Consider the following 25,022-nt stretch of genomic DNA (forward strand, 5'->3'; position numbering starts at 1 on the left):
AATTTGCTTTTCGGTCTTTTTTTATGGGAATTAATTCCTTATAGCTGGTACAATGAAGTTATAAGGAGGAGATTATTATGACTATGTATAAAAGATTTAGTGTAATTATGTTCCTCGTCTTATTCTTAAGTTTATTCATTAGCACAACGATGAAATTTCACTTTGTAGTAGGTATTCTATGGATACTATGTACATGTACTCTTTTTCTGTATGTTCCGCTTCGTTTCCAACAAGAAGTGCCAGCCTTTCAAAAATACGTGGCATGGATTAAGAGCGGGGGAAGATGGGGGGAGTAAAAATATATCAGTGATTATCGAAATATATAGACTACAACTCCAAATATATTAGCGATTATTGGAATATATCGACTTACCGAAAAAAACTGACAACAATAACAGAAGAGGGTGGGCCAGCATATTGGCACACCCTCTTTATTCATAATGATTAATGAATATCACGTTTCTTAAAGTTACCGCCTTTTACTTCTGCTACGTCATAAACTGTAATAAAGGCGTGTGGATCGATTTCATTAATAAGCTCTTTCATTTTACTTTCTTCTAAACGGTTAATTACACAAGAAATTTCTTTGAATTTCTCTCTAGAATAACCACCGTATACTTCGTTATATGTTGCACTTCGGCCTAAACGATCGCGAATGGTTTCTACCATCAATTCAGGCTCTTTCGTAATGATTTTAAATGCTTTCGAACCACTTAAACCAACTTCAACGATATGAATCACTTTCGAAGCAATAAAGTAAGCAATTGCTGAAAGGATAGCTCCTTGAAGACCGAATACTGTTGATACGAAAATAAATACGAACATGTTTAAGAATAAAATAAGGTCACTCGTTCCAAATGGTAACTTACGAGAAAGCAATACAGCTAGCATATCGATTCCATCTAATGCCCCGCCATTACGCAATGCTAGTCCCATACCGAAACCGATGATAATACCACCAACAACTGTAACTAATAATGTATCGCCTTCAATAATAGCTGGTATATCATGCATGACAACGGTACCTATTGCTAATGAAGCAATCCCGATAATGGAATAAATCGCAAAGCTTTTACCGATTTGCTTATATCCTAACCAAACGAAAGGAATGTTAATAATTGCGATTAGAGCTCCTAATGGCAATCCAAATAATGTTGAACTAACGATACTTAAACCAGTTACACCACCGTCTGATACGTTATTTGGAATTAATACTGCTTCTAATCCGTACGCTGTGATAAATGCCCCAATAATAATCATCAAAGCTTTAGAAGCAATTCTTAGCTTATTGGGCTTGTTTTTGATAATTTTCTCCATGTAATTTCCTCGTTTCAAACTAGTTTCTTGTTTGTTACATCATTCACACCTAAATTTTATTTTAACATTTAATTTGAAAAAATTCTCCTTTAATGGATGTATGCAGGGAATATTATGACCATATTAACTTTAAAATATTTTTGAAATGAGTATAAGAAATCCCATCCTTTCAAAGGATGGGATGCTATTAAGAAATGATAAAACTAAGCACGGTTAGGAATAAAGCGAAGCCTAAAATAGTTCCACATATTTTCATATGGCGTTTACGTCCCATCACGACAATCGCAACATACTCACGAATCATTGCATTAGGCCAGTAATAAAATGCAGTTTTTGATCCGATTCCTTGGCTATTAAGACCTGCTTGTCTTGCATATATACCAGCGCGGAATAGGTGGAAGTTGTTCGTTGTAAAGATACTATTATACTTACCTTCAGGCTTTAAAGAATCCATAATTTCTTTAGAGAACAACATATTTTGATATGTGTTTACAGAGCGATTTTCTTGCACTGTATGTTCAAGCGGAATTCCTTTTTCAACAGCGTACTTTTGCATCGCTTCTGCTTCAGGAAGACCTTCATCTGGACCTTGTCCACCAGAGAAAATAATTGTTGGTGGCGTATTTACAGCGGCTTGTTTCCAGTAAAAGTCGATTGCTTTATGAATACGACTTGCAAGTAAAGGCGGTACTTTATCATTAATTAAGCCGCTACCAAGAACGATAATGAAATCTTGATTACGTCTTGGTCTGTTGAATTGGTATAAAAAATACGCGCTTAAGAAGTTAGATAAGTGTATAAAGAAATATACTGTTATAAGAGAAATACCAGCGAAAATAGGCTGGAAATGTGATGAGAACAAACTTGCTGGACTTATAATAGGCAATAGCATAAAGAATAATATCCCAAAAGCAGCAAGGAGTGTTAAACAGTTAGTGAAACGTCGTCCTTCTCGCTTCATTAAAATTCTAGCATTCAGAAACAGCCCAAACATTAAGGCAATAATACCGAAAGGTAGCATAATGAGAAGTGCTAAAATAGGTAAAATTATAATATAGCGTAAGACATCACTACTTGAATTCACAGATATAATCACACAAAAAAGAAGGAAAAAACAGATAAAGGTATTAAATAAAAACCCATTTATTATTTTTCGTGGATCTCTTAAATAGGAGATAAGAAAAATAATAAACAGTATAAGAGGGATAATTCCGAAATACAGCATAAATATAGTACACCTCGACTTGTATAAGAATTTGACATACCTTTTATATTACATGATTTTATAATTGGAAATGAAAGAAAAAGGATTTTGAATTTTCTCAATAAAATATATGGATACATATGTTACAATGTATGTAAAGCGATATATTAAAAGTAAAATGGTTGAAGAGGCACTCTATGGAGTGTCTTTTCTTTTTGGTATGTAATTATGCATATTATATTTATTTTCAAGTGAAGAGGATTAAAATATAAGTGGTAGACATACTTTATAAAGCAGAATTTAATACAAACATTTCCCTCTACTTTTTGTATCTAACAATCGTATAACAATAAAAAATTCTGTTTTATAGTGTCTGTTTATGGAAGGTGTCTTCTTTGAAGGCCCTTTTTTTATTTAGTATAGAATGTTTTTACTGTTTGCATAGTGGAAACTATCTATACTAAACATTAGCAATCTTCCGTATAAACATTATCAATTTACTATATATTTCAGTGGTGTTAACCTACATATGAAAGGCTTTCTTTTTCAAAATATTACCCCTAATAAATTTTTGAAGAAGTCAACTGTCTCCAAAATTGCCATTCATGCTTAGCAAAAAAGAATCCTGCAGGATTCTTTTTTGTGTTCGACAGAATATGACAAAATACATTTGAATAATTTGTTATATTGTTAAATGGTTATTATGGAAAGAGAAGGAGACTTAAGTATGAGATTTAAGAAATTAATTTTAACAGGTGCACTTGTTGCAACTACAGCATTTACTTCAATTGGAACAGCGCAGGCAAGCGCAGGTTTTAAAGATGTTCCAAACAATCATTGGTCTTATAAAGCAATTATGGATTTAGCAAATAAAAACGTTGTTGCTGGATACGGAAATGGACTTTTTGGATTTGGTGATGATGTAACGCGTGAGCAAGTTGCAGCTCTTATGTTCCGTCACTTAAAACCGACAGTAAAAGAGCAGTATAACAATCCATATAAAGATATTACGGATCGTTCAACTATGTTTAAAAAAGAGATTCTTGCTTTAACAGAGATGGGCGTATTCGTTGGAGATAACACAGGGAGATTCAGACCGAAAGATTCGTTAACTCGTGAAGAAATGGCACAAATTTTGACAAGAGGATTCCAATTGCAAATTAGAGGGGATCATAATTTCCCGGATGTAGATAGAAATGGATGGGCGAATCCTGCGATTACTGCAATTAAATCAAATTATATTACGGCTGGCACTGGTGATGGTACATTCGCACCTAAAATGCATGTAAGTCGTGAGCAATACGTTCAGTTCTTATATAATGCAACGTTACCATTTGAAGAAAGACCAGGAGCAAAACAACCGCAACCACAACCGAAACCGGAAGTAAAACCAGAAGTAAAACCAGATCCGAAACGTTTTGCTAATTGCAAAGAAGCAAACGATGCGGGATATTATGACATTACAAGAGATAGTCCATATTACGGTAAGCATTTAGACCGTGATGGCGATGGAATTGCTTGTGAGAAAAAGAAAAAAGGTAAATAAGAAAAAGCACTCAAATTGAGTGCTTTTTCTTATGGAAACATGCTATTTTTTTAGGCACTTTTCATAAAATGAAAGTAAGGAAATGAAAGTAGGTGACAAAATGCCGTCAGTTGTGGAAGGCGTTATTATTGAAAACTGCAATGGAACGATTAATTTAGGAGATAAATATAACGTGCAGCCGATTGAAAAAACGAAAGCGTATAATGGATCAGGATCATCGAATACAGGAATGAAAGTACAAACATTTAGTGGTATTAGTACAGCAGATGTAGGGGATAGCGACGTGAATGATCAAGGAATACAGTTTACTTTATAGAGAAATATGTAAAATTGTATAAAATGATGAACTTGTCCTGTGCTACAATCTAGCTGTGAGCTGTTAATGATTCTTCTGTATTATAGTTGTTAGATTAGAAATATAACATCTTATCGAAAATCATACGTATAAAAAAGACACTTCAAACGAAGTGTCTTTTTTCATTTTAGTGATACCCTTTAGCAGAGTCTTTATGAATTTTATTTTTAAAGATACTGTAGCTCCAAAGTTGATAGCCAATAACAATTGGTACCATAACCATTGCAACGAAGAACATAATTTTTAAGTTTAATTGACTACCAGCTGCGTTGTATAACGTTGTACTATAAGCATCATTAATACGAGATGGTAACATTCTTGGGAACATACCTGCAAAGCCAGTTGTCATAAACATTGCGATTGTTAAGCAAACGAATGTGAATGCAAGACCAATTTTATGTTTGTACACCATAATTAGTGCGAGTACACTCATTAACATTGCAAGTACTGGAAGAATGAATAGTACTGGATATTCTGTGAAGTTTTGGAATAAATTTGTACGATTTGCAGTTGCTACATAGAAAATAGCTAAAATGATAGCAGCTGCCATTGAAAATGGTCTAGCGATTTTATAAGCACGGTCAGATACTTCACCAGTCGTTTTAATCATAACCCAAAGTGCACCAGATACGACGAATATAGCAGTGAAGAACAGACCTCCTAAAATACCGTAATGATTTAGTAAGCTAAGTAAATTTCCTTCATAGCCATTTTTTCCGATTTGTAGCCCGTAATAAAGATTAGCAAATGTAACACCGAATAGGAAAGCAATTAAGAAACTACCAATTGCAAATGCCCATTTACAAGTTTTTTGCCAAATTGGTGAATCATCTTTATGCATGAACTCAAGTCCAGCAGCACGAGCAAATAGTGCAAGTAATACTAAGAATAACGGTGTATATAAATAACTAAACATATTTGCATATGTGACTGGGAAGGCAGCAAATGTTGCGCCACCAGCTGTAATTAACCACACTTCATTACCGCCCCAGAACGGGCCAATTGCTTCTTGTAATTGATTTCGTTCTTGTCGGTCTTTCGTAACGAAAGGAAAAATCATTCCGTTACCAAGTGCATATCCATCAAGAATAAAGTAAACTGTCCAAATCACGCCCCATAAACCAAACCAGATAATCGCAAGCATATCATGAGACATGAGCTGCACCTCCCTCAGTAGCAGGTTCCTCTAATGCTGCGGGTCCTTTTTTGGCGAACTTCAGCATTAAGTATACGTCTGCGATTAAAAGTAAAGTGTAGAACAAGATTAAACTAATTAATGAGAACCAAATTTGCGGGACAGATATAGGTGATACGGATTCTGCGGTACGCATTAGTTTATATACTGTCCATGGTTGACGACCTACTTCGGCAACAATCCAACCAGCATTAATTGCGATATATGGTAGTAAAACAGACCATATTGTAATTTTTAAGTAACGTTTTGAGTTTTCTAGTTTTCCTTTTCGGTTTAAGTAGAAACCGTACCAAGTTAATGCCATAAAGAACATACCAAGTGCAACCATTAAGCGGAAGCTATAGTACACGAGGTTAACATTTGGACGATCTTCTTTTGGAATATCTTTTAAACCAACAATTTCCCCATCAAATGAATTTGTATAGAAGAAGCTTCCTAACTTTGGAATCGTTAAGAATTCAAAGTTCTTTTCGTTTTTGACATCAGGAATTTGCACAATTGAGAAGCCTTGTCCTTTTCCAGTTTCCCAAACAGCTTCCATTGCAGCACCTTTAGCAGGTTGATATTTAGCCGCTGATACACCAGATTGATGTCCCATAAACGGTGTAATTGTTGCGGCGAATAAGCCTAACATTAAGCCAAACTTAAATGATTTTTTGAAGAATTCAACTTCATTTTTACGTAATAAGTGATAGGCACTAATTGCCATGACGAAGAAAGCACCAACAATATAACAACCAACTACAGTATGGAAGAACATATTCCAAGCGTATGGATTCGTAACGAGTGCCCAGAAATCATTTAATTCAGCGCGGCCGTTACGTACGACGTAGCCAACAGGGTTTTGCATAAAGCCGTTTGCTGTAATAATCCAAAGGGCCGAAATATTTGTTCCAAGTGCAACCATCCACATACAGAAGGCACGGAACTTTGGTGAAATTTTGTCTTTACCGAATAACCATATTCCCATGAAAGTAGATTCTAAGAAGAAGGCAACGAGTGCTTCGATTGCGAGAGGTGATCCGAAAATATCTCCCATATATTTGGAGTACTCAGACCAGTTTGTTCCAAATTGGAATTCCATCGTAATCCCGGTTATAATCCCCATTACGAAGTTAATTGTAAATAATTTACCCCAGAAATTTGCCATTTTGCGGTATGTTGGATTCAATGTGCGGGCGTATTGAGTCTCCATACACGCTACTAAAATAACAAGTCCGATTGTCAAAGGTACAAATAAAAAATGATAAAAAACAGTAATTGCAAATTGAAAACGACTCAGTAACAGAACGTCGGACATAATAAATATTCACTCCTTTTTTACATTATCTACAATCAGTTTATAGTGAAAATGCGTTTTAAATAGGGAGGACTTGTTACAAAGCTGTGTGTATATTTTGAAAGAATTATGTCGATTATCTGAAAATATCTTATTTTTACTATAAAGCGATATCCTTTTTGTGTTTTTCATATTTTGGTACACTATTTATGTAGTGTAAACGAGAGAAAAGAGGGTTCCTTACTATGAAGTCATTAGAAGAGATTTTGCAATACAATGAGAAATTTGTTGAAGAGAAAAAGTATGAAGAGTTTGTGGCGGGGAAATTTCCAAATAAAAAGATGGTAATTATTTCTTGTATGGATACAAGACTTGTTGAACTATTGCCGAAAGCGATGAATATGCGTAACGGCGATGTGAAAATTATTAAAGTAGCAGGCGCTGTTATTTCACATCCATTTGGAAGTATTATGCGTAGTATTTTAGTCGCTGTATATGAGCTTGGTGCTGATGAAGTATGTGTAGTTGGTCACCATGATTGTGGTATGGCAAAAATTCAAGCAAGCAGTACGATTGAGAAAATGAAAGAACGCGGTATAACAGAAGAGAAATTAGATATGCTTCGTTATTCTGGAATCGATTTAGAACAATTTTTGCGCGGTTTCTCTAGTGTAGAAGAAAGTGTAGAACATAGCGTATCAGTACTTCGCAACCACCCATTACTTCCGGAAGAAGTACCTGTTCACGGTCTTGTTATCGATCCTGATACAGGAAAATTAGATTTAGTTGTGAATGGTTACGAAAATTAAGAATGTACTTTGTCATCCTTTTTATCTGGGACAGGATCAAATCCTCCTGGATGGAAAGGGTGACATTTTAATATACGCTTACAAGTAAGCCAAAAGCCTTTGAGTGCACCATGCTTTTGAAACGCCTCTAATCCGTAATGAGAACAAGTTGGATAGAAACGGCAAGTTGGTGGTGTCATCGGAGAAATGAACTTTTGATAAAAGCGTATAATCCCAATAAAAATCTGTTTCATAACGATCTCCTTTTCAGCATATTCTTAAAGTATTATAGCACGACTGTACATAATACTTTACTAATGTGCATTTCCGTTATATCATATTGGATATAACGGAATTAAATTAAAAGCGGGAGAGATGTTGTATGCCATCAGTAGAAAGCTTTGAATTAGATCATACGATTGTAAAGGCACCTTATGTAAGACATTGCGGAGTTCACAATGTAGGTAGTGACGGTATTGTAAATAAATTTGATATTCGTTTTTGCCAACCGAATAAACAAGCGATGAAACCAGATGTTATTCATACGTTAGAACATTTATTAGCATTTAATTTACGTAAATATATTGATCGTTATCCGCATTTCGATATTATCGATATTTCACCGATGGGCTGCCAAACAGGATACTACCTTGTAGTAAGCGGAACACCGACAGTTCGAGAAATCATCGATTTATTAGAACTAACATTAAAAGATGCAGTTCAAATTACAGAAATTCCAGCTGCAAATGAAACGCAATGTGGTCAAGCGAAGCTTCACGATTTAGAAGGAGCAAAACGCTTAATGAACTTCTGGTTAAGCCAAGATAAAGATGAACTTGAGAAAGTATTTGGATAAGAAGAAAAACTGCCTGTAAAAGGGCAGTTTTTTTGTGTCATGATAATAAATAAAATTATATCGACGATTTTTTTAATATATCGACGTTTCGACATGGAATATCGACTTACCGACAAAAACTGACAAAAAAATCATCCCTATTTTATTACTTGCTTGTAAATGCGAAATTGCTCAAGATTTCATTCTATACGTAGCGAAGGTAGTTTGATATGAGAACGAAGAGCGTAAGAATAGACACGAAAAAAACGGAATGCTCATGGATTTTCGTCCGGATATAAATTCGTTAATTCCGACAAGAATAAAGAAACAACTGAGAATAAATTGTACGTATGGGAGAAGTGAGAAATGATCGGTAATCTGGATATAAGCGCAAAGAGAGAGTATGAGAAGCGTGAGAAGCCCTAAAACAATCCGTAAACCAATTAGCATGTAATGTCCCCTTAAATAGATTATTTACCGAAATATTTCTGAGAAGCTAAGAAATAAAGCACCAGATCCAGCGAGAAAAGCAAATATACCACTAGATTTTCTGTCTTGTTTTATTTCCCCTAGTCCTATAGTGAAAGCCATTAACCCTAAGAAAATGAACATGTAAGGCATTATTTCTCTATTACCAGTAAAATATCCATAAATTACTATACATAATGCAATGAGTGCAAAAGTAATCCGTAATCCTTTTAACATGTACATTCCCCCTACTATTTTATATGGCTAATGATGAGAACGATCCAGGTGAAAACTCCAGCACCAATACAAATAAATCCTGTTCCGGAATCCTTTTTCTTTATTTGTTCAATAGCAATGAGAAACATTAAAGCTCCTAATAGAAATTGTGAAAGGGGGAGAAAGGTATTTTGCCCCGTATAGAGTCCGATTGCTGACATAATAATTACAGTGAGCGCGATTCCAATGCGAAGTATACGAAACATATTATGAATTCTCCTTATTATTTTTTGTATAAGGATTATCTTCTAGTTTATCGACGGAATGTTTATAAGCGTAGCCTTTATTAATCGTCATGACGGAGAGTACTAATATGACTAGGACGATTATAATACCGATAATTAATATTTTAAACATGGAATCCCTCCTTTTCTTTATTTTACATAATTTTGTAATTGATGAAAACAATAGAAATAAAAAGGATGAAAGAAGGGTGTTACATGGAGCAGAAAAAAACATATTATATATCAATAGCAAACGGTCAAATTTCACAAGTGAAGACAGCGGATACGTATAATTTTGAGATTTCCGCGAATGATGAGGAAATTACGGAGTTAAGAGAGTACTTTGATCAAGCGTATGTAGAGGATTTAGGTTCATTTGTACGCTCCCACGTTCCATTTGTTGAGTATCATCATGATTCAAATAATGACCGATATGATGAACAACTACAAAAAGCATATAAAATGATTTACGATTTAGGAAATCATGAGACGAAAGAATTAGTCGCGCAAATGGGAATAATCAATGGATTATAATTGGATAATATTATGCAGAAAAGCGAGAATATGCTACAATTTGTGGTAGGAAAAACTTGTAACCATCAATAGGGGAGTAATGGCATGTACAAATTTAAAGATTATTACCACAACACTGTACAATTATCGTTTGAACGTTATCCATTTTCTCCTGAGCCAAGGCATGTTTGGGTTGTATGCCGGTACGGGGATCAATGGTTATTAACGCATCATTTACGTCGCGGTCTTGAATTTCCAGGTGGAAAAGTAGAACTAGGGGAAACACCGGAAGAAGCGGCAGTTCGAGAAGTTCATGAAGAAACCGGCGGCATAGTTTCTGATTTAACTTACTTAGGACAATATAAAGTATCTGGAAAAGACAAAATAATCATTAAAAACATTTATTTTGCAACAATTAGTGCGGTAGAACAACATACGCATTACGAAGAAACGAAAGGATCTGTTTTATTAACAGACATTCCTGACAACATTAAAACAGATAGAAAATTTAGCTTTATAATGCGCGACGATGTATTGGCGCGTACGATGAAACATATAGAAGAAATCGGCTGTTTTACGAAGTAAAGTGGCCGGTTTCTTTTTTTATAAGATCAAATGTAAATATATCCTTACATTATTTTGGGTATATTATACAATTTTGTAAAGATACATTTACATTTTAGGAGGGAGAAGATGGATAAAAGGAAAGAAACGACTGTTACTGTTTCGATGGTTAAATTAAATATCTATGCATTTCTTATAATATTCGCTTTGGCGTTTGGAATTGGTTATTTGCATATATTTCTTTCAGGCGAGGTTCAATTTGACTTTACATTGCCCGCTATGTTTCTTTTGATTATTGGAATGATTGTTCTCGTTTGTATTCATGAAGCGATACATCTAATAGGATTTCATTATATCGGAGGCGTGCCGTGGAGTGAACTAAAATGGGGCGTCAATTGGAAATTAGGTGTTGCATATGCGCATTCTAAAAAAGAAATTACAGTAAAGCAAATGAAGAAAGTGTTAATGTTACCATTTCTACCGACTGGAATTTTGCCAATTGTATTGGGATTAGCTATGAATCTGGAGCCACTCTCATTTTTAGGAATTCTACTAACAGCAGGTTGCATGGGTGACATTGCCTTATATCAAAAAGTTTCAAAGTTTCCAGACGATGCGCTAGTGATAGATCATCCAAGTAAACCGCAGTTTACAGTATATGAGTCATAAAGGAAGAGGAGGCGTCCGGGAAACGAAGCCTCCTTTTACTATTGTCTTGTTTTTGCCTCTATCTCTAAAAACGAAAGCACCTCCAACAAATCATCCACCACACGCGAATGCTCAAAATCACCCCAAAATGAATCTCTTTTCCAAACACCAAGAATCCCTACTTGTTCAGAACCCAGTATATCATTTTCAGGATGATCCCCAACGTAAAGACATTCTTCTGCCTTCACATCTAGCTTTTTTAAAGCTCGTTCGAAAATTTCAGGATGTGGTTTTTTTATTCCTTCCGCTTCTGAAACGAGAATTGTATTTGTATACGTATGTATGTTTAGTGCGCGAAGATTGTTCATTTGAAAGTCAGTAAAGCCATTTGTGATAATCCCAATTTTAATATTTTGTTGTGTTAAACGTTGAAGTAATTCATGCATGTTTTGGAAAGGGATACAATGATGTTGGAAGTTAGTAATGTAGTTGTGCAGCAGTTGCTCTGGTGTTAAAGTAGTAATGTTGTATTCGGAAAGGAGAGTAGCATATACTTTATCCTTCCACGTGTATCCATTATTATCTAGTTCGAGAAATCGAGAACAATACTCGGATTTTTCTATGTTCATTAAATGAGAGGTAAAACGATTATATTGATCATGAATAAATTGTTCTAAAGATTGACGACGATCTAATAGTGTTTCATCTAAGTCGAATAGGACTGCCCGAATCATAGGAAACCTCCTTACAATTTTTATAATTTATTATCGCATATTCGTTAAAAAATGATTATGATATTTTTGTAGAATGTATTGATGGAGGAATGCATGAAGAGACTGTATGGCAAGTTAGTAGGGGTTATCGTTAGCAGGGTGCGAGAGTTCTATGAAGAGTGTGAAAGAAAAAGAAGTGTGTAAAACAGAAAAAGAATGCGTGGAAATAGGAGATAAGAAACTTCAAAAAGTATATGAAAAAATAGATGGATTATCTGAGCTTGAAGCAGTAGAAGATTATGAAATAGAAGAGCATGAAAGTGCAGATATGAAAAAGGCAGAGCGGAAAAAAGAAGATGATGATGAAAATTACTTCTTTTTAGCTTCTTATTATATTGATGGTGATGAAATTGTAGATCCTTATTTTGAAAAAATAGAACGGAAACGTTTAAAGATAGAACAACAAAGTGGTAACTAATGCGAGTTATATATGTTAGCTAAGAAAACGTAAAGAATTGTAGTTCTTTACGTTTTTTATGTTGATAAAATTGAAAATTCTGTATTTTTATCAAAAAGAAGAAGGAACTATAACTATAAAATAGAATTAGTATAAAAATGTCACAATTTAGACACAATTATAATGCGCGTGTTATAGGGACTATAAGTTTACTCTCGAGGAGGTAATGAAACGTATGAAAACGATTCTTGCTGTCGCTGGTCTCATTTGGGTAATGTCTCACGGTTTTCCGATTTTTGAAGGGGAGCAAATTCGTAGTGCATTGGATAAAAAGTTTAATGATTATCATGTGATAGATCGAAAAGATAATGTCGTTACAGTACGTGTGAAAGATTGTTTCCATACAGTTACGGTTGCGGATGGAAATGTTAAAAATGAAACAAAGATGTGTGATAAAAAGTAAAAGAAAGAAGCTGACTATAGTCTATCGCTCTAAGTCAGCTTCTTTTTCGTTTCCCAATTAGAAGTTTTTCAAATGCCTCAACAAACACATACATAAGTGTTGCGAGGACGCACGTGAGTAGTACGCTCAGTAAAACAAGTGTGAAATTAAATACTTGGAATCCGTAGCTAATTAAGTAGCCAAGGCCTTGTTTAGAGACGAGAAGTTCGCCGAATATAACACCGACCCATGATAATCCAACGTTCACTTTTAACGTTGAAATAATGGCTGGGAAAGATGCAGGGAGAATGACTTGTTTATAGCATTGCCATTTATTTGCGCCAAATGTGTCCATCACTTTTATATAGTTAGAATCGACTTCTTGAAATGCGCTGTAAATAACGAGAATGGTAATGATGATGGAAATGATTACTCCCATTGCAATCGACGAAGAAATATTTGGACCGAAGATTACAATGATAATCGGACCAAGTGCTACTTTTGGCATGGCGTTTAGGACGACGAGGTATGGATCGAGTACGCGGGCGAGAAGTGGTAGCCACCAAAGGAAAGTAGCGATAATAGCTCCGAGCACTGTTCCAAGAATGAAGCCTAATCCCGTTTCAAGTAATGTCGTCCATATGTGAACCAAAAGCGAACCGTCCATCCATTTACTAAGGAAGAGCTCCCAAATACTTGAAGGAGAGCTAAAGAGTAAAGGATCAATCCATTCTTTTTTGCTAGCTATCTCCCATAGTGCAAAGAAAAGAATGAGTAGTAAAAGCTGCAAAGAGCGTGCTAACCATGCGCGCCTGCGTTCTTTTTTCCGAAACTGTTCATGTAGTTGTTTTATATTATCCAAGACGCTCCAGCTCCTTCCATATATTTTGGAAGAGGGATGGGAAGTCATGGTGGTGGCGTGATTCTAACGGTGATAAGGAACGGATGCTTTCTGGGACGATAAATGTTTTTGCAATTTTTCCAGGATTCGCTTGCAGTAAATAAATACGATCACTCATCGCGATGGCTTCTTCAATATCATGTGTCACGAGTAGTGACGTTTTCTTATATTTGTGTAGTAAGCTGAAAACGAGATCTTCTAGTTTCAATTTCGTTTGATAATCGAGCGCTGAAAAAGGTTCATCTAGCAATAAAATTTTTGGGTCGGTCGCTAACGTTCGAACGAGGGCGGCACGTTGACGCATACCACCGGATAGTTCACGAGGATATTGCTGCTCTACATCATGTAGACCGACTTGCTTTAAAAGCTGTAAAGTATGTTCTTTCGTCTGTTCATCGTAAATTTTTCGTATATGAAGTCCAAGCATAATGTTTTCTTCAATTGTCTTCCAAGGAAACAAGTAGTCTTGCTGTAACATATATCCCATAGATGAAGTTTTCGTTGTAATGGGCTCACCATCTAAAAAGACGATACCTTCAATTGGATCAAGAAGCCCGGCAATAATGGAGAGGAGTGTCGTTTTGCCACAACCACTTGGGCCGAGTATCGAAATGAATTCGCCTTCTTCCACTTGTAAGCTCATATCTTCGAGAATCAATTTGGCATTCTCTTTTGCGAAAAAGCAGTGAGAAACGTTACGTATTTGTAAAAAACTCATACACTTCGCCTCTATTTCTTAATAACGCTTTCGGCAATTTTCGTATTGACGAGCGCTTCATGTGGAACTTCTTTTTGTAATTCGCCAGCGTCTTTCATAATCGTTTGGAGCTGTTTCCATTCTTCAGCATCTAATAGTGGATTTGTCGCATAAGAATGTTGCTTTTTATACCGTTCAATTACTTTTACTGTAATGTCTTTTGAAGTGTCTTTAAATAACGGAGAAACGGCATCGGCAATTTCTTCTGGGCTATGAGTATCAACCCATTGTTGTGCTTTATAGAGCGCCCGTGTGAATTTTTCAGCAGCAGCTTTATCTTTCTTTAAGAAACTTTCTTTTGCCATGAACGTTGTATACGGAACAGTACCAGATTCATTTCCGAACGAAGCGACGATATAACCTTTACCTTCTTTTTCAAATATACTTGCAGTCGGTTCAAAGAGCTGTACAAATTCTCCGGTACCAGATGCAAAGGCATTTGCAATGTTAGCGAATTCGATGTTTTGGATTAAATTTGTATCTTTGTGAGGATCAATGCCATTTTTCTTTAAAACGTATTCTCCAACCATTTGTGGCATGCCGCCTTTACGCTGTCCTAAAAACGTAACACCTTTTACGTCATTCCAATTAAAAGAGTCTAATTTTTTACGCGAAACTAAAAATGTTCCATCTGTTTGTGTAAGTTGTGCGAAGTTAATGACTGGGTCCTTTGCGCCTTGTTGATGAACGTAAATAGATGTTTCAGAACCGACGAGAGCAATATCAATCCCGCCAGATAATAGGGCGGTCATCGTTTTATCTCCACCAGCTGTTGTTTGGAGGTCAACATGCAATCCTTCATCTTTAAAAAATCTTTTTTCAATCCCGACATATAACGGGGCATAGAAGAGAGAATGGGTAACTTCGCCGACGCGAACATTTTGAGTTTGTTCTTTCGTATCTTCTTTTTTACTACTGCAAGCAGCAAATGTGAAGACAGCTAGTAACATGATACAAAAAACAGCTATTAATTTTTTCACTATATAACACCTCCTAGAAGTCACTCTACAAGCATGATATGTAGGTAAGTGCCCATATGTGAGTGTAGATAGCAGGAATTTTTTTGGGGATAAAGAAGTACAAATATAAGGGGTGATAAAATGGAGTACGAATATGATGATAGCGTACATTTACATCTTGATTATTTCGGAACAGAATGCGATATGGAATCGATTGCTTATAAACGGAAGAATGAAGACGTGTGGGATGTATATTTTAATTTTGGAGCATATGGTCTTCAGAAAGATGGGATTGAGACGGGGAAATTTATGGACGAATATGCTGGTTATTACGTTTTTTCTGTACATGCTCGTGATCTTAGTTGGGAATTTGGAAGTGCTCAATTTGAAGAGTGGGTTTTGAAAAATCATATCGTAGAAAAATCGCTGCAAAAATAAGGAGGAATTTTGTGGTCGATTTTCTTATTTTCTTGTTTATTTTTGTAGTCGGGTTTTTTATTATGCAAGTGCTCATTTACCGATTTGCAAAGAAAAACATCCAAAAATACACAAAAATAAAATGGCTTCATTTATGGCTAGAGATGAATATGAAAAAAGGACCGAGATTAGATTTTTTTGATTTTGTAGTTATTGTACTCGTATGTATCGTATGGAAAATATGGCTGTTTCCTTTTATATAATACTTTATCCCGCATTAACGGGCAGCCCGCCCCGCACCTCAAAATTGAGCGAAAGCAAAGAAGTTAGGTGGGGGCGGGTTCTTTTGTTATAGTAATAGTTGTAAAAAACTTGAAGTTATAAGTAAAATAGTGAGTAGTGTTGTGAAAGATATTTTGACAAATACAGAAACACATACATACGGAATTAAAGTGTGATTACAGAATGGACAAATTGGCTGTGTGCAAAGTGTGGGGTAATAAGAAAGAGGTCGTCCACCGTTGGACGACCTCTTTCTTATTATGCTTGGTTAGTGCGGAAGAATGGAAGCTTCTGCACAATGTGAATTAATCCGTATGCAAGAATTAAGCACATAAGGGGATTAATGAAAAATCCATAGCGATTAATTGCTAAGAATAAGTTTGAGAAGATAATGTAAATAATAGAACTTGCTACTAGCATCATAACGCGTTTATGTTTAAATGAATTTAGCATGAAGCAGAAGCTGCTCAAGAATGTGCCGATAATAAACACTCTATGACATAGTTGCATAAAGTTATGAATGCGGTATTGGTCTACAGCAGGAGCTGTTTTGAATAATTCAATTGTTTTACCGACAGTGAACCAAGAGAACCAATAAGTGAAGTCCGTCTTAAAGCCGTTCTTGATTAATTCTTTTGCGTATGCCCCTTTGTCATCTAAGCCTTTGGCTCTCATTTCATTTACTATATTTTCATATCCAATTTTATTAAATGGATCAGCACCCGCAATTAGTGGGTCAGCACCTTGGGTTGAGAATAAAATAAATTGGTTGAGTGCTAAATAGTTACGAACAACCCATGCACCAATAATAAAGAAAGGTCCGATAAACCATAACAATCCAATTCGAATGGAGTCTTTAAATCCATATGTAAATAACACAACAAGAACAGGAATGAGCATCATTGGAGCTGGATTTGGACGGAACATAAGTAAAATTGAAACGACAATTCCAAACCATATATGGAATTTCACTTTATTGTATTTCCATGCGAGAACAAATACATATACACATAAGGCTAATAAGAATATGGATGGAACTTCTGTTAGCAATGTACGGAAGTATGTATAGTTACTTGGATAAATAGCATATAAAATACTTGCAACAATTCCATAAATGTTTTTTTCGAACAATTCTTTTCCTATTAAGAATACTAATAGCACTGTGCATAGGTTCATAATCATGTTAATAACAGTTGCTACGTAATAGTAAGGAATTGATGTAATATCAGAAATAATCATAGCGCCAGCTAATAGTAATGGCTGACCTGGTGTAATATATGCATTTTTCCCTGGAACTTCACTAGGTTCTAAATACACATAACCAAATACACCATGTTTTAATAGTTGTTCAGCTGTTAACGAATAGTTAAAAGCATCATTTGCACCATATGTTACTTTGACTAACTCTCCATCTAATCCTGGCTGTTTTACTAAACAAAAAACGTGCAACAGGAAAGAAAGCGCCAAAATTGCATATACCGCTTTAGGCAAACTCTTAAACTTAGTAAGCAAAAATGAGCAACTCCTTTTTTATTAATTCTTTCGTATTTTCATGTGAAATCTTTAATAGTATTAAGGATTTCCAAAACATAGTTATTATATCATAAAGTGGAATGCTGAAATTAAGTTTTTCAAGAATGAGTAATTTGTATGCCATAATTTAACTGGTGATTAAGGGAATATTAAGACAATACATTTATAATAGAAGCAAGTATGCAGACGAAATATGTCATATATGTTATTTTTATAGAAGTAGTTCTTTCGATGCGGGGGAAATTAAGACATAGAAACGAGGGAATGAATTGAAGTATGGTTCTACACTTTTTGATCTTCCAAAAAGAAATATATTAATTTCTAGCATTATAAGTAGTATGGTGACTTTATTAGTAATAACTATGCTGTTTATGATTTTAAAGGTTTTTAATTTAGACATAATGAAAGCTCATTTAAATCAAAATCTTGTTTTAATTGTTATGATGATTTTCATATGGGGCATAACATTTTATATTTCACATTTTAATAAAAAAGAGATGTCTATACTTAGGGCATCCCTACGAGTGCATTTTATATTATTTTTACTAGCTCATACAGTAGCGTTATTTTATATTGTCCTGCAAGTTAATATGAGTTTTATAGGGGCAATGAATTGGATTTACTTTTATAACATGCAGTTTATATTAAGTTTTGTAGCAATTTATGCAATATACATTCTTGTTTATAATGTAATAGGCAAGGTTTTTCTAAGTATGATTTTAACGAGCTGTACGTTAGTCATTTTAGGTATTGTAAATTATTTAAAGCTTATTTTTAGAGGCGATCCGCTGTATCCTTCTGATTTCACACAAATTATGCATATGCAATCTGTTATACCGATGGTGATGGACTATTTTAGCTGGAGTTATATTTTTGTCATTATCTTAAGTATCGTGGCTTGTATTGTAGCAGGGATATATATGAGAAGGTATATTCAAAATGTAAAGACTCATCTAGGAATAAGAGCCTTATTAGTAGTAGGATCTATTTTTGTTCTATATGCGTACGGTAATTTTGCGAACACATTTATGAATAAAGTATTTCAAAAATCAGGTGTAGATTTTGTTTTGTGGGACCAAAATGAGAACTATGCTTCAAATGGTTTTGTACTTGGGTTTATTAGCAATTTAGATACAACAGTTATGGAAAAACCAAAAAATTATTCTAAAGAAAATATGCTTCAAATAGCAAACGATATAAAAAAACAATATAGTGGAAATATAGGGAGCCAAAAGAAAAAAGAGAAACCGAATATTATTTTTGTAATGAGTGAATCGTTTTGGGATCCGACGAAAGCAACTAACCTTTCTTTTAGTGAAGATCCTGTACCAAATTTGCATCATTATATAGAAAACTTTCCTGGTGGACAAACTATTTCTCCTACATTTGGGGGAAATACGGCGAACGTTGAATTTGAGGCATTAACGAGTTATTCAATGAGTTTGTTAAAGCCAGGTTCTATACCATATCAGCAGGTTATTACAAATAAGAAAGAAATTCCATCAATCCCTACGGCGTTGAAAAAAGAAGGGTATTACACAAGTGCAATTCATTCATTTGGTCGCTCATTTTTCAAACGCGATGACGTATACAGGGTGTTAGGGTTTGATAAGTTTAATGCAGCTGATACGATGGAAAATGTCGATATTGATGGAGATTATATTAGTGATTTAGCGATGAGTAAAGAGATAATTGCTGAGTTAGAGAAACAAAAACAACCTACATTTATTCATGCAGTTACGATGCAAAATCATTTTCCATTTACAGAAGGCCGATTTGGTGAAAACCTAATAGAAATTAGCGGTCTAGATAATGAAGAATCAAAGGGAGAATTAGAAACGTATACAGAAGGGTTAAGACGTTCAGATGAGGCTCTTCAATATTTAATAGAGCAACTAGATAATTTAGATAGACCTACATTATTAGTATTTTTTGGGGATCATCTTCCATCATTAGGAAAAAATAAATCTTTTTATAAAGAGAATGGGTATATAACGAATGAAAAAACACCGAGCGAACGTTTAGCGATGGCCCAAACGCCGCTATTAATGTACGCAAACTTTGATATGCCAAATGATAATTTAGGTTTAGTAAGTCCAATTTATTTTTCTAATCTTATTTTTGATTATGCAGGATTAAATAAATCTTTATTCTATCAATTTTTATCGGGATTTTACAAGGAAATACCGGTGCTTAGAGATGAATTAAAAGTTGATAAAAATGGAGAAGTAATCAATGATTTAACAAAGAAACAAAAAGAAATGTTAGAGCAATATAAAATGCTCCAATATGATTTACTCGTCGGAAATCAATATAGTAAAGATATCCTCTTTAAATAAAGTGAAACTTTAATCAGTGGTGGGGGTCTTCATCCCCCACTGATTATCAGCCCTCACCAATTGGACTTTTATGGGTAGCCCGACCCCCACCTAACTTCTTTGCTTTACTGAATTTTGAGGTGGGGGTCTTACTGCCCGTTAAAGCGGGATAAAAGAAACAAAAAGAACTTGTATAACGATACAAGTTCTTTTTTATAGTATTTAACGGGGTAACCAGACAAGCTGGGTTTAGGGAGTATTACTTGTACATTTAGTATAAATGAAAATGTAATCGTTTTATCAATTGATTTGTGAGAAATGTGTGAATTTTAACGTTTTTGAAAACTACGTTCCTATCGATACGATTTGGCATAGGTTTTTATGAATGCAAAAACTTTATAAGTTCTTCGTTTAATTCATCCGCTTGATCGATTGGGGAGCCGTGACCACTATTGGTGAGAGGATGTAACTGAGAATTTTTAATACGCTTTTGCGTAAGTTCAGCGCTTTTGTATGGGATAAGTTGATCGTGAATACCGTGGAATATTTTTGTTGGCACGTTAATTTTACTTAAATCTTTCGTTACATCTTCATTTGCTGCTGCTTGCAATATTTTGATGAGAGCATAGGAAGCAGACTGCATACCGAGATAAGAAAACCATTCTAACGTAGCGGATCCTAAGTTTCTATTAAAAAATGATAAAGACAAATCATTTAAAAATTTAGGTAGATTAGCATACATTTGATTAATGAGAGTATCTGCTTGTTCTTTTGGGACACCATAGGGAGATTCTTGATTTTTAACGAAAGAGGGGGAAACGGCATCGATTAATACAAGTTTAGAAATACGTTGACCATTATAGCGAGACATGTACCGAATGGAAAGAGCACCGCCTACTGAGAAACCGACTAATGTAGCATTTTCGACTTGAAGTGCTTCTAGGACAATGGCGATATCGTCTGCTAAACGATCGTATGTGTAACCAGTCCATGGTTTATCGGATTGCCCATTTCCGCGTATATCCATAGCGATGCAGCGGAAACCGTGCTGTGGTAATACGTTGAGCTGATATTGGTACATTTGATGATTTAAAGGCCAACCGTGAACGAAGAACACGTTTTTACTACTGGGACCGGGATTAACATCTTGCACAAAAATATGCACATCTTTCTCGACGGTAACAAACATGAATGAGCCTCCTATTCATACGCCAGGAGCGTAGGATTTCGTTCTATTAAGACACCAAGCTTTCCTTCATTTTTTACCATTTATATAAAATCTCTCCCACATAATATACGTATTATTGTTTATAATTTTTATGATTACATATCGTCTGAAAGTATTAAAACGTTGGGATGATTTTCCTCAAATGTTCGATTTATCTTTGTTTGTATAAGAAAATCATTTATTATAATAAATGGTATTCTTCGAGATATTATGTTGAAGGGGTGTTGAAGTGAAAGAAAGTTTTCTATCATATAAAGAAGAAGAAAGGAATGCCAAAATCTTTTTGTGGGTGCTATACGTCATTGTTGTTTCATACCAAATTCTCTATGCAATCGTATTAGAAAATAAATCACTAACGGATAAGGGACATAGCATACTATGGCAAGTTATTTGCGGAACTGCAATACTCGGTGTAAATGTATATTTAATAAAAAAAGAGAAAGTGAATTTTGTGAAATATGCATGTGTATTTGCATACATAGGAATAGAAATTGCTAACATATTTTCGTATATGCTTTATAATAAGGCGGCATTTGATGGGGTAAATATAATAGAAATTATTTTCATCTTCTTTGTACCTATATTTTTAAATAAAAAATATTTTGTGTTTGTACTTTCAACTATTGTAGGGAAATATGTAATTTACTTATTTGTATTAAAGGAAGTAAAAGGATTTATGTACCTCATTATGTATACACTCATATTAATAGCGGCATATATCATTTTAAATCGATTTATACAATACCTTTCAGCGGTAAAGGAAAGTATTAAGAGTGCTAGTGAATCACAAAAATTAGCAGTAATCGGAAAGATGGCAGCGACAGTGGGACATGAAATTAAAAATCCACTTGCTTCATTAAAAGGGTTTACGCAATTACAACGAGAGAAGCATGAAGAGGACCCTATTTATAAACAGATGATTTTTGAAATAGAAAATATGAATAATATGATAAGTGAATTGATGGAAGTTGCTACATGTAAACCCTCTATTTATAAAAAACATAATATAGGTGAAATTGCATTACAAGCAGTAGCAATTCTTCGAGAAAAAATGAATGAATCTACTGTCCAGCTTATGTCTAATATCGAAGAAAAGATAATAGAAGTTGAATGTGATGAGCGAAAAATAAGAGGGGTCTTTCTATATGTCATAAAAAATGCTCTGGAGGCGATGGAGCAAGGTGGCACATTAGAGTTACGATTAGAAAATAAAGGACAAGATTATGTAATATTAAGTGTAATCGATAATGGTTACGGTATTAAGAAAGAAAATGTGGCTCGTGTTACAGAAGCTTTTTATACAACAAAACAAGATAAAATTGGTTTGGGACTTACGGTAGCAGATCGAATTGTCAACGAACACCTTGGTACGTTACATATTTCAAGTGAAAGAGATAAGGGAACGAGAATAGATATTATTCTTCCAAAAAAGTGTGGAAATAATGAAATACAAGTGGGAGAAAAGCTAGGAGTTACCATATGAATAAAGACGGTATATTTAAAAATGAAGAAATGAAGGCGCTGAAAATATATTTAAGTTTATTTTTCATTATATTTTTTGTATACGATCTTGCCTACGAATTTATTGTACCTTTAATAGGAGGAGAGCAAGAAGGAGTAGGACAATTTGAAGATGGTTTAGGTTTATGGCTTTATTTTCTGATGGTGTTTTTATTTTGCATTGGAATATACTTTATGAAATGGAAAAATCCATTTGCAGTAAAGTATATTATTCTAATTGGGTATAATCTATTAGATTTTATCCATAATATTATGATTTACTACGGTAGTGATGCTGAGTTTGATGGTGGGAATATAGTAGAAGGATTTTTTATTTTATTTGCCCCACTTTTTGTGAATAAAAGATATTTTTGGTTAGTTCCGAGCATACTTGTTGGAAAATATGCTCTTATAGGAATCATGATTCACTCATCACTCGTTTTAATCCCGATGGCATTATATAGCGTATTTACTATCATATGTTGGATTATGTTTTTAAGATTCCAATCTTACGTTCGTACGTTTGAGATGATGAATAAAGAAATACAACAAACAGAAAAATTAGCAACTGTTGGGAAAATGGCTACAGTTATTGGTTCCAAAATTAAAAGACCTTTAGCTAATTTAGATAAATTTGTAAATAAGCAAGCGGTTAAATATCCAGAGGATAAAATATATAGTGATATTATGAAACAAGAAGTAGAACGAATTCATACAATCGCTACAGAACTTAGTGGATTTGAGAAATCTAAATCAATAGAATCAGAAGTTCATAATATAGAAGAAATTATCGCTTATGTTATTCGAGTTATGGGGAAGCCTGCTTTAAATCAAGGTGTGCACATACAAGGTATTTATAGTAAAGACATACCATCGATTACATGCGATGAAAAACGATTAAAACAAGTGTTTTTTAATCTAATTAAAAATGCGATTGAAGCAATGTCAGTTGGCGGAACGATTACGATTAAAGTGACTGTAGAAGATGCAATCATTGTTCAAGTTAAGGATGAAGGTTGCGGCATTCCAAAAGACAAAATCCCGAAGCTAAATGAAGCCTTTTACACAACAAAAGAAACGGGAACAGGTTTAGGCTTAGTAGTTACAGAAAAAATTATTAAAGATCACAACGGTAAAATAAGTTTTGAAAGTGAAGTTGGTGTTGGAACGACGGTGAAGGTTGTATTGCCGATATCATGAAAAGTTATTTTAAAAAGGGAGATCACTTATTTGAGAGTGAACTCCCTTTTTTTTGAATAAAAATTCAAAATTGTTCACACTATTAGTGCAGTATGCGAAAAAATCCAAAATGTGGTTATTTTACAGTGAAAGTATATAATGAACTTGTCTGTTATTTGTTGACCCGAATCTTGGGTCTTTTTTGTGGAATAAATGGTTTTAAGTGTGGGTTATATGTCAGTGATTAGAAAAATAGAATATACAGCACTCGCAGTAATTCCAGGGTTAATATAAAGGGATATAGCATCTCCTCTCGAAACAAGGTTTCCAGTTGTAATACTAGTCCAAGTTACAGTAGCGGGACCTACTGCGGGAGTAGGATTAAATACTTGAATTTGTCCGGAACCAGTATCCGTCGGTTTAATGGAAAATACTATAGTTCCGGTAATTTTGTCTGTGGTAGTTAAAGTAATAGTAGTTAGAATGTAACTGGAAGTAGGAGCGGTGAGGTTTGTAGGGACATTCCTGCAAATATCAATTGTATAAACAGCAGCAGGTAAGTTATTTACATTTATAGACGCCGTAAAACCAACTATACTACCAGATCCAGCAGTGACATACGGAATAACATTGGAGTCAATTCCAGGAGATCCCGCTATACGTTGAAAACCAGCATTTGTTCCTTGAAACACAATACTTTTTGCTGAAGCACTACCAGCGGAGCCAGTGGGTCCAGTACTTCCAGTGATGCCGGTGGGTCCGGTGTTTCCGGTAGATCCGGTGTTTCCGGTAGGTCCAGTATGCCCGGTGGGTCCAGTGATGCCGGTAGATCCGGTGATGCCAGTGGGTCCGGTGCTTCCAGTGGACCCAGTGATGCCAGAAGGTCCGGTGCTTCCGGTGGGTCCAGTGATGCCAGTGGCTCCGGTGCTTCCAGTGGGTCCAGTGATGCCGGTAGGTCCGGTGCTGCCGGTGGGTCCAGTGATGCCAGTGGGTCCGGTACTCCCAGTAGGTCCAGTGTTCCCGGTAGATCCAGTAATCCCGGCAGGCCCAGTATTCCCGGTAGATCCAGTGCTTCCAGTGGGTCCAGTAGCCCCACTTTCTACTAATACGATATAATCTGGAGA

The 25,022-nt window shown here is 35.0% G+C and carries 28 protein-coding genes and 3 pseudogenes; 16 read left to right on the forward strand and 15 right to left on the reverse strand.

All coding sequences use genetic code 11. The features are described from left to right. Positions 1–77 precede the first annotated feature (77 nt). Complete coding sequence (locus MR083_RS13250) at positions 78–296, forward strand: hypothetical protein (RefSeq protein WP_000180098.1); 219 nt, start codon at positions 78–80, stop codon at positions 294–296. A 148-nt stretch (positions 297–444) separates the two neighbouring features. On the opposite strand, the gene MR083_RS13255 is transcribed toward MR083_RS13250, so the two are convergent. Next, positions 445–1,317, reverse strand: coding sequence for a YitT family protein (locus MR083_RS13255; RefSeq protein ID WP_000411247.1), 873 nt, complete (start codon positions 1,315–1,317; stop codon positions 445–447). A gap of 187 nt (positions 1,318–1,504) precedes the next feature. Next, the gene (locus MR083_RS13260) at positions 1,505–2,542 is read right to left on the reverse strand and encodes a YdcF family protein (protein WP_000965225.1); all 1,038 of its coding nucleotides are present in this window, start codon (positions 2,540–2,542) and stop codon (positions 1,505–1,507) included. 706 nt (positions 2,543–3,248) lie between these two features. Here MR083_RS13260 and MR083_RS13265 point away from each other — a divergent pair. Both MR083_RS13265 and MR083_RS13270 read left to right on the forward strand, forming a co-directional pair. Continuing rightward, complete coding sequence (locus tag MR083_RS13265) at positions 3,249–4,067, forward strand: S-layer homology domain-containing protein (RefSeq protein WP_001211246.1); 819 nt, start codon at positions 3,249–3,251, stop codon at positions 4,065–4,067. A gap of 82 nt (positions 4,068–4,149) precedes the next feature. Further along, complete coding sequence (locus tag MR083_RS13270) at positions 4,150–4,383, forward strand: spore germination protein (protein WP_011040784.1); 234 nt, start codon at positions 4,150–4,152, stop codon at positions 4,381–4,383. A 166-nt stretch (positions 4,384–4,549) separates the two neighbouring features. On the opposite strand, the gene cydB is transcribed toward MR083_RS13270, so the two are convergent. Further along, positions 4,550–5,578, reverse strand: a complete 1,029-nt coding sequence (gene cydB / locus MR083_RS13275; RefSeq protein ID WP_000017662.1) for a cytochrome d ubiquinol oxidase subunit II — start codon at positions 5,576–5,578, stop codon at positions 4,550–4,552. Then, positions 5,568–6,917 (reverse strand): cytochrome ubiquinol oxidase subunit I, encoded by a 1,350-nt coding sequence (gene cydA, locus MR083_RS13280; protein ID WP_001286198.1) that lies wholly within the window; start codon positions 6,915–6,917, stop codon positions 5,568–5,570. The genes cydB and cydA overlap by 11 nt, the downstream gene beginning before the upstream one ends. Positions 6,918–7,141: 224 nt before the next feature. Here cydA and MR083_RS13285 point away from each other — a divergent pair, with 224 nt between their 5' ends. Continuing rightward, positions 7,142–7,705 carry a beta-class carbonic anhydrase gene (locus MR083_RS13285; RefSeq protein WP_000838160.1) on the forward strand — a complete coding sequence of 188 codons (564 nt, stop codon included), beginning with the start codon at positions 7,142–7,144 and terminating at the stop codon, positions 7,703–7,705. On the opposite strand, the gene yidD is transcribed toward MR083_RS13285, so the two are convergent. Then, positions 7,702–7,938: a membrane protein insertion efficiency factor YidD gene (yidD, locus tag MR083_RS13290; RefSeq protein WP_000809333.1), complete on the reverse strand. Its 237-nt coding sequence runs from the start codon at positions 7,936–7,938 to the stop codon at positions 7,702–7,704. The genes MR083_RS13285 and yidD overlap by 4 nt on opposite strands. Positions 7,939–8,066: 128 nt before the next feature. On the opposite strand from yidD, the gene luxS reads away from it, so the two are divergent. Continuing rightward, complete coding sequence (luxS, locus tag MR083_RS13295; protein WP_001141369.1) at positions 8,067–8,540, forward strand: S-ribosylhomocysteine lyase LuxS; 474 nt, start codon at positions 8,067–8,069, stop codon at positions 8,538–8,540. Between the two features lie 453 nt (positions 8,541–8,993). Here the strand turns inward: luxS and MR083_RS13300 are convergent, their stop codons facing one another. From MR083_RS13300 to ytzI, 3 genes are read right to left on the reverse strand one after another with little or no spacing between them, the layout of a single operon-like run. After that, a complete protein-coding gene (locus tag MR083_RS13300; RefSeq protein WP_000911972.1) occupies positions 8,994–9,224 on the reverse strand; it encodes a YczI family protein in 231 nt (76 codons plus the stop codon). Positions 9,225–9,238: 14 nt separating this feature from the next. Continuing rightward, entirely contained in the window at positions 9,239–9,469 is a 231-nt protein-coding gene (locus tag MR083_RS13305; protein ID WP_000488456.1) for a DUF3953 domain-containing protein, read from the reverse strand. A 1-nt stretch (position 9,470) separates the two neighbouring features. Continuing rightward, the gene (ytzI, locus tag MR083_RS13310; RefSeq protein ID WP_000472798.1) at positions 9,471–9,620 is read right to left on the reverse strand and encodes a YtzI protein; all 150 of its coding nucleotides are present in this window, start codon (positions 9,618–9,620) and stop codon (positions 9,471–9,473) included. Positions 9,621–9,703: 83 nt separating this feature from the next. Here ytzI and MR083_RS13315 point away from each other — a divergent pair, with 83 nt between their 5' ends. The 3 genes from MR083_RS13315 (at position 9,704) to MR083_RS13325 (ending at position 11,233) form a co-directional block, all read left to right on the forward strand. Continuing rightward, positions 9,704–10,021, forward strand: a complete 318-nt coding sequence (locus tag MR083_RS13315) for a hypothetical protein (protein WP_000435818.1) — start codon at positions 9,704–9,706, stop codon at positions 10,019–10,021. An 84-nt stretch (positions 10,022–10,105) separates the two neighbouring features. Next, positions 10,106–10,585 carry an antimutator 8-oxo-(dGTP/GTP)ase gene (gene mutTA, locus MR083_RS13320; RefSeq protein WP_000276391.1) on the forward strand — a complete coding sequence of 160 codons (480 nt, stop codon included), beginning with the start codon at positions 10,106–10,108 and terminating at the stop codon, positions 10,583–10,585. Positions 10,586–10,693: 108 nt separating this feature from the next. Continuing rightward, on the forward strand, positions 10,694–11,233 hold the full coding sequence (locus MR083_RS13325; protein ID WP_000361295.1) for a DUF3267 domain-containing protein: 540 nt from the start codon (positions 10,694–10,696) through the stop codon (positions 11,231–11,233). A gap of 38 nt (positions 11,234–11,271) precedes the next feature. On the opposite strand, the gene MR083_RS13330 is transcribed toward MR083_RS13325, so the two are convergent. Then, positions 11,272–11,946 carry an HAD family hydrolase gene (locus MR083_RS13330; RefSeq protein WP_242269463.1) on the reverse strand — a complete coding sequence of 225 codons (675 nt, stop codon included), beginning with the start codon at positions 11,944–11,946 and terminating at the stop codon, positions 11,272–11,274. Between the two features lie 93 nt (positions 11,947–12,039). Between MR083_RS13330 and MR083_RS13335 the strand changes: the two are divergent. Then, positions 12,040–12,376 (forward strand): annotated as a pseudogene (locus MR083_RS13335) (recombinase family protein); the annotation flags it as partial. A gap of 241 nt (positions 12,377–12,617) precedes the next feature. After that, positions 12,618–12,845 carry a hypothetical protein gene (locus MR083_RS13340; RefSeq protein WP_000849109.1) on the forward strand — a complete coding sequence of 76 codons (228 nt, stop codon included), beginning with the start codon at positions 12,618–12,620 and terminating at the stop codon, positions 12,843–12,845. A 34-nt stretch (positions 12,846–12,879) separates the two neighbouring features. Here MR083_RS13340 and MR083_RS13345 read toward each other — a convergent pair whose 3' ends face one another. The 3 genes from MR083_RS13345 to MR083_RS13355 are packed head-to-tail and all read right to left on the reverse strand — an operon-like array spanning position 12,880 to position 15,462. Continuing rightward, positions 12,880–13,686 carry an ABC transporter permease gene (locus tag MR083_RS13345; protein ID WP_000368792.1) on the reverse strand — a complete coding sequence of 269 codons (807 nt, stop codon included), beginning with the start codon at positions 13,684–13,686 and terminating at the stop codon, positions 12,880–12,882. Continuing rightward, complete coding sequence (locus MR083_RS13350; protein WP_000009044.1) at positions 13,679–14,443, reverse strand: ABC transporter ATP-binding protein; 765 nt, start codon at positions 14,441–14,443, stop codon at positions 13,679–13,681. Before MR083_RS13350 ends, MR083_RS13345 begins: the two co-directional genes overlap by 8 nt. An 11-nt stretch (positions 14,444–14,454) precedes the next feature. Next, complete coding sequence (locus MR083_RS13355) at positions 14,455–15,462, reverse strand: ABC transporter substrate-binding protein (protein ID WP_000733207.1); 1,008 nt, start codon at positions 15,460–15,462, stop codon at positions 14,455–14,457. Positions 15,463–15,582: 120 nt separating this feature from the next. Here MR083_RS13355 and MR083_RS13360 point away from each other — a divergent pair, with 120 nt between their 5' ends. The 3 genes and pseudogenes from MR083_RS13360 to MR083_RS13370 form a co-directional block, all read left to right on the forward strand. Next, a complete protein-coding gene (locus tag MR083_RS13360) occupies positions 15,583–15,879 on the forward strand; it encodes a DUF3986 family protein (RefSeq protein WP_000455572.1) in 297 nt (98 codons plus the stop codon). Between the two features lie 11 nt (positions 15,880–15,890). Next, positions 15,891–16,121 carry a hypothetical protein gene (locus MR083_RS13365; RefSeq protein ID WP_000227423.1) on the forward strand — a complete coding sequence of 77 codons (231 nt, stop codon included), beginning with the start codon at positions 15,891–15,893 and terminating at the stop codon, positions 16,119–16,121. Between the two features lie 120 nt (positions 16,122–16,241). Further along, a pseudogene (locus MR083_RS13370) lies at positions 16,242–16,316 on the forward strand (DUF2196 domain-containing protein); the annotation flags it as partial. A gap of 82 nt (positions 16,317–16,398) precedes the next feature. Here MR083_RS13370 and MR083_RS13375 read toward each other — a convergent pair. After that, positions 16,399–17,652: a glycosyltransferase family 39 protein gene (locus MR083_RS13375; protein ID WP_000956217.1), complete on the reverse strand. Its 1,254-nt coding sequence runs from the start codon at positions 17,650–17,652 to the stop codon at positions 16,399–16,401. 290 nt (positions 17,653–17,942) lie between these two features. Between MR083_RS13375 and MR083_RS13380 the strand changes: the two genes are divergently transcribed. Beyond that, complete coding sequence (locus MR083_RS13380; protein ID WP_000873607.1) at positions 17,943–20,012, forward strand: LTA synthase family protein; 2,070 nt, start codon at positions 17,943–17,945, stop codon at positions 20,010–20,012. Between the two features lie 358 nt (positions 20,013–20,370). Here the strand turns inward: MR083_RS13380 and MR083_RS13385 are convergent, their stop codons facing one another. Further along, positions 20,371–21,180 (reverse strand): alpha/beta fold hydrolase, encoded by an 810-nt coding sequence (locus MR083_RS13385; RefSeq protein ID WP_242269464.1) that lies wholly within the window; start codon positions 21,178–21,180, stop codon positions 20,371–20,373. Positions 21,181–21,448: 268 nt separating this feature from the next. Between MR083_RS13385 and MR083_RS13390 the strand changes: the two genes are divergently transcribed. Both MR083_RS13390 and MR083_RS13395 read left to right on the forward strand, forming a co-directional pair. Further along, positions 21,449–22,702 (forward strand): ATP-binding protein, encoded by a 1,254-nt coding sequence (locus tag MR083_RS13390; protein WP_000664876.1) that lies wholly within the window; start codon positions 21,449–21,451, stop codon positions 22,700–22,702. Beyond that, positions 22,699–23,919, forward strand: coding sequence for an ATP-binding protein (locus MR083_RS13395; protein ID WP_016718735.1), 1,221 nt, complete (start codon positions 22,699–22,701; stop codon positions 23,917–23,919). The genes MR083_RS13390 and MR083_RS13395 overlap by 4 nt, the downstream gene beginning before the upstream one ends. 209 nt (positions 23,920–24,128) lie before the next feature. Here MR083_RS13395 and MR083_RS13400 read toward each other — a convergent pair. Continuing rightward, a pseudogene (locus MR083_RS13400) lies at positions 24,129–25,022 on the reverse strand (collagen-like protein); the annotation flags it as partial.

The organism is Bacillus cereus group sp. BfR-BA-01408, assembly GCF_022663305.1.
GTDB lineage: Bacteria > Bacillota > Bacilli > Bacillales > Bacillaceae_G > Bacillus_A > Bacillus_A pacificus.

Bases quoted from the DNA above. Each gene is read 5' to 3' on its own strand.
- MR083_RS13250 (WP_000180098.1), top strand. From the start codon at position 78: ATGACTATGTATAAAAGATTTAGTGTAATTATGTTCCTCGTCTTATTC.
- MR083_RS13255 (WP_000411247.1), bottom strand. From the start codon at position 1,317: ATGGAGAAAATTATCAAAAACAAGCCCAATAAGCTAAGAATTGCTTCT.
- MR083_RS13260 (WP_000965225.1), bottom strand. From the start codon at position 2,542: ATGCTGTATTTCGGAATTATCCCTCTTATACTGTTTATTATTTTTCTT.
- MR083_RS13265 (WP_001211246.1), top strand. From the start codon at position 3,249: ATGAGATTTAAGAAATTAATTTTAACAGGTGCACTTGTTGCAACTACA.
- MR083_RS13270 (WP_011040784.1), top strand. From the start codon at position 4,150: ATGAAAGTAGGTGACAAAATGCCGTCAGTTGTGGAAGGCGTTATTATT.
- cydB (WP_000017662.1), bottom strand. From the start codon at position 5,578: ATGTCTCATGATATGCTTGCGATTATCTGGTTTGGTTTATGGGGCGTG.
- cydA (WP_001286198.1), bottom strand. From the start codon at position 6,917: ATGTCCGACGTTCTGTTACTGAGTCGTTTTCAATTTGCAATTACTGTT.
- MR083_RS13285 (WP_000838160.1), top strand. From the start codon at position 7,142: ATGAAGTCATTAGAAGAGATTTTGCAATACAATGAGAAATTTGTTGAA.
- yidD (WP_000809333.1), bottom strand. From the start codon at position 7,938: ATGAAACAGATTTTTATTGGGATTATACGCTTTTATCAAAAGTTCATT.
- luxS (WP_001141369.1), top strand. From the start codon at position 8,067: ATGCCATCAGTAGAAAGCTTTGAATTAGATCATACGATTGTAAAGGCA.
- MR083_RS13300 (WP_000911972.1), bottom strand. From the start codon at position 9,224: ATGTTAAAAGGATTACGGATTACTTTTGCACTCATTGCATTATGTATA.
- MR083_RS13305 (WP_000488456.1), bottom strand. From the start codon at position 9,469: ATGTTTCGTATACTTCGCATTGGAATCGCGCTCACTGTAATTATTATG.
- ytzI (WP_000472798.1), bottom strand. From the start codon at position 9,620: ATGTTTAAAATATTAATTATCGGTATTATAATCGTCCTAGTCATATTA.
- MR083_RS13315 (WP_000435818.1), top strand. From the start codon at position 9,704: ATGGAGCAGAAAAAAACATATTATATATCAATAGCAAACGGTCAAATT.
- mutTA (WP_000276391.1), top strand. From the start codon at position 10,106: ATGTACAAATTTAAAGATTATTACCACAACACTGTACAATTATCGTTT.
- MR083_RS13325 (WP_000361295.1), top strand. From the start codon at position 10,694: ATGGATAAAAGGAAAGAAACGACTGTTACTGTTTCGATGGTTAAATTA.
- MR083_RS13330 (WP_242269463.1), bottom strand. From the start codon at position 11,946: ATGATTCGGGCAGTCCTATTCGACTTAGATGAAACACTATTAGATCGT.
- MR083_RS13340 (WP_000849109.1), top strand. From the start codon at position 12,618: ATGAAAACGATTCTTGCTGTCGCTGGTCTCATTTGGGTAATGTCTCAC.
- MR083_RS13350 (WP_000009044.1), bottom strand. From the start codon at position 14,443: ATGAGTTTTTTACAAATACGTAACGTTTCTCACTGCTTTTTCGCAAAA.
- MR083_RS13360 (WP_000455572.1), top strand. From the start codon at position 15,583: ATGGAGTACGAATATGATGATAGCGTACATTTACATCTTGATTATTTC.
- MR083_RS13385 (WP_242269464.1), bottom strand. From the start codon at position 21,180: ATGTTTGTTACCGTCGAGAAAGATGTGCATATTTTTGTGCAAGATGTT.
- MR083_RS13395 (WP_016718735.1), top strand. From the start codon at position 22,699: ATGAATAAAGACGGTATATTTAAAAATGAAGAAATGAAGGCGCTGAAA.